The sequence below is a fragment of the Lactococcus fujiensis JCM 16395 genome, from assembly GCF_002441655.1.
GTDB classification, from domain to species: Bacteria; Bacillota; Bacilli; order Lactobacillales; family Streptococcaceae; genus Lactococcus; species Lactococcus fujiensis.
Window position 1 is genome coordinate 1 of record NZ_JXJU01000058.1, and the last position, 498, is coordinate 498.

Consider the following 498-nt stretch of genomic DNA (forward strand, 5'->3'; position numbering starts at 1 on the left):
TAAAATGATTGATATTTGTTACTTCGTTTGTCATTTTTACTCACCTTTAGCTTTCTTTTCGTATTTTTTGTATGGTTTCGTGATGTCGAAGAAATAGACATTTTCTCCATCTTTTCTTAACGGATAATTTGCGGAATAGTATTTTGAGCCAATGTTTCGTGAAAGCTCAATCGCTTGTGGAATACCTTTAGAACTGGAACTAAACGTATAATTTATCTTACTGACTCTTCGTGTACTAAATGAGTTTTCGTAAGGTTTTTCGCTAAACTCAAACCCAACTAAACTCCCCGTTTTAGCGACTCTAAAATATGGGGTTTTACGAATGTCGATTGAATAAAAGCGAATTTCGCCTTTTACTGAAATGTGAATAGTTGGTTTTATTATTGCTTCGCCAACACTAATTTTTTTAATTTGTGTAAAATCAAATTCAACTTTACTAGTCATTTTTTCCTATCTAACTACTGCTTGTAGTTTGTGAGCGATTATTAATACCGCTCC

1 protein-coding gene is annotated in these 498 nt (G+C 32.7%); it reads right to left on the reverse strand.

Translation table 11 applies throughout. The annotated features are described in order from the left end of the window. Positions 1-36: 36 nt before the first annotated feature. Positions 37-444, reverse strand: coding sequence for a cupredoxin domain-containing protein (locus tag RT41_RS10260; protein ID WP_096819311.1), 408 nt, complete (start codon positions 442-444; stop codon positions 37-39). Between the last annotated feature and the right edge of the window lie 54 nt (positions 445-498).

Coding starts and splice junctions, on each gene's coding strand:
- RT41_RS10260 (WP_096819311.1), bottom strand. CDS start 444: ATGACTAGTAAAGTTGAATTTGATTTTACACAAATTAAAAAAATTAGT.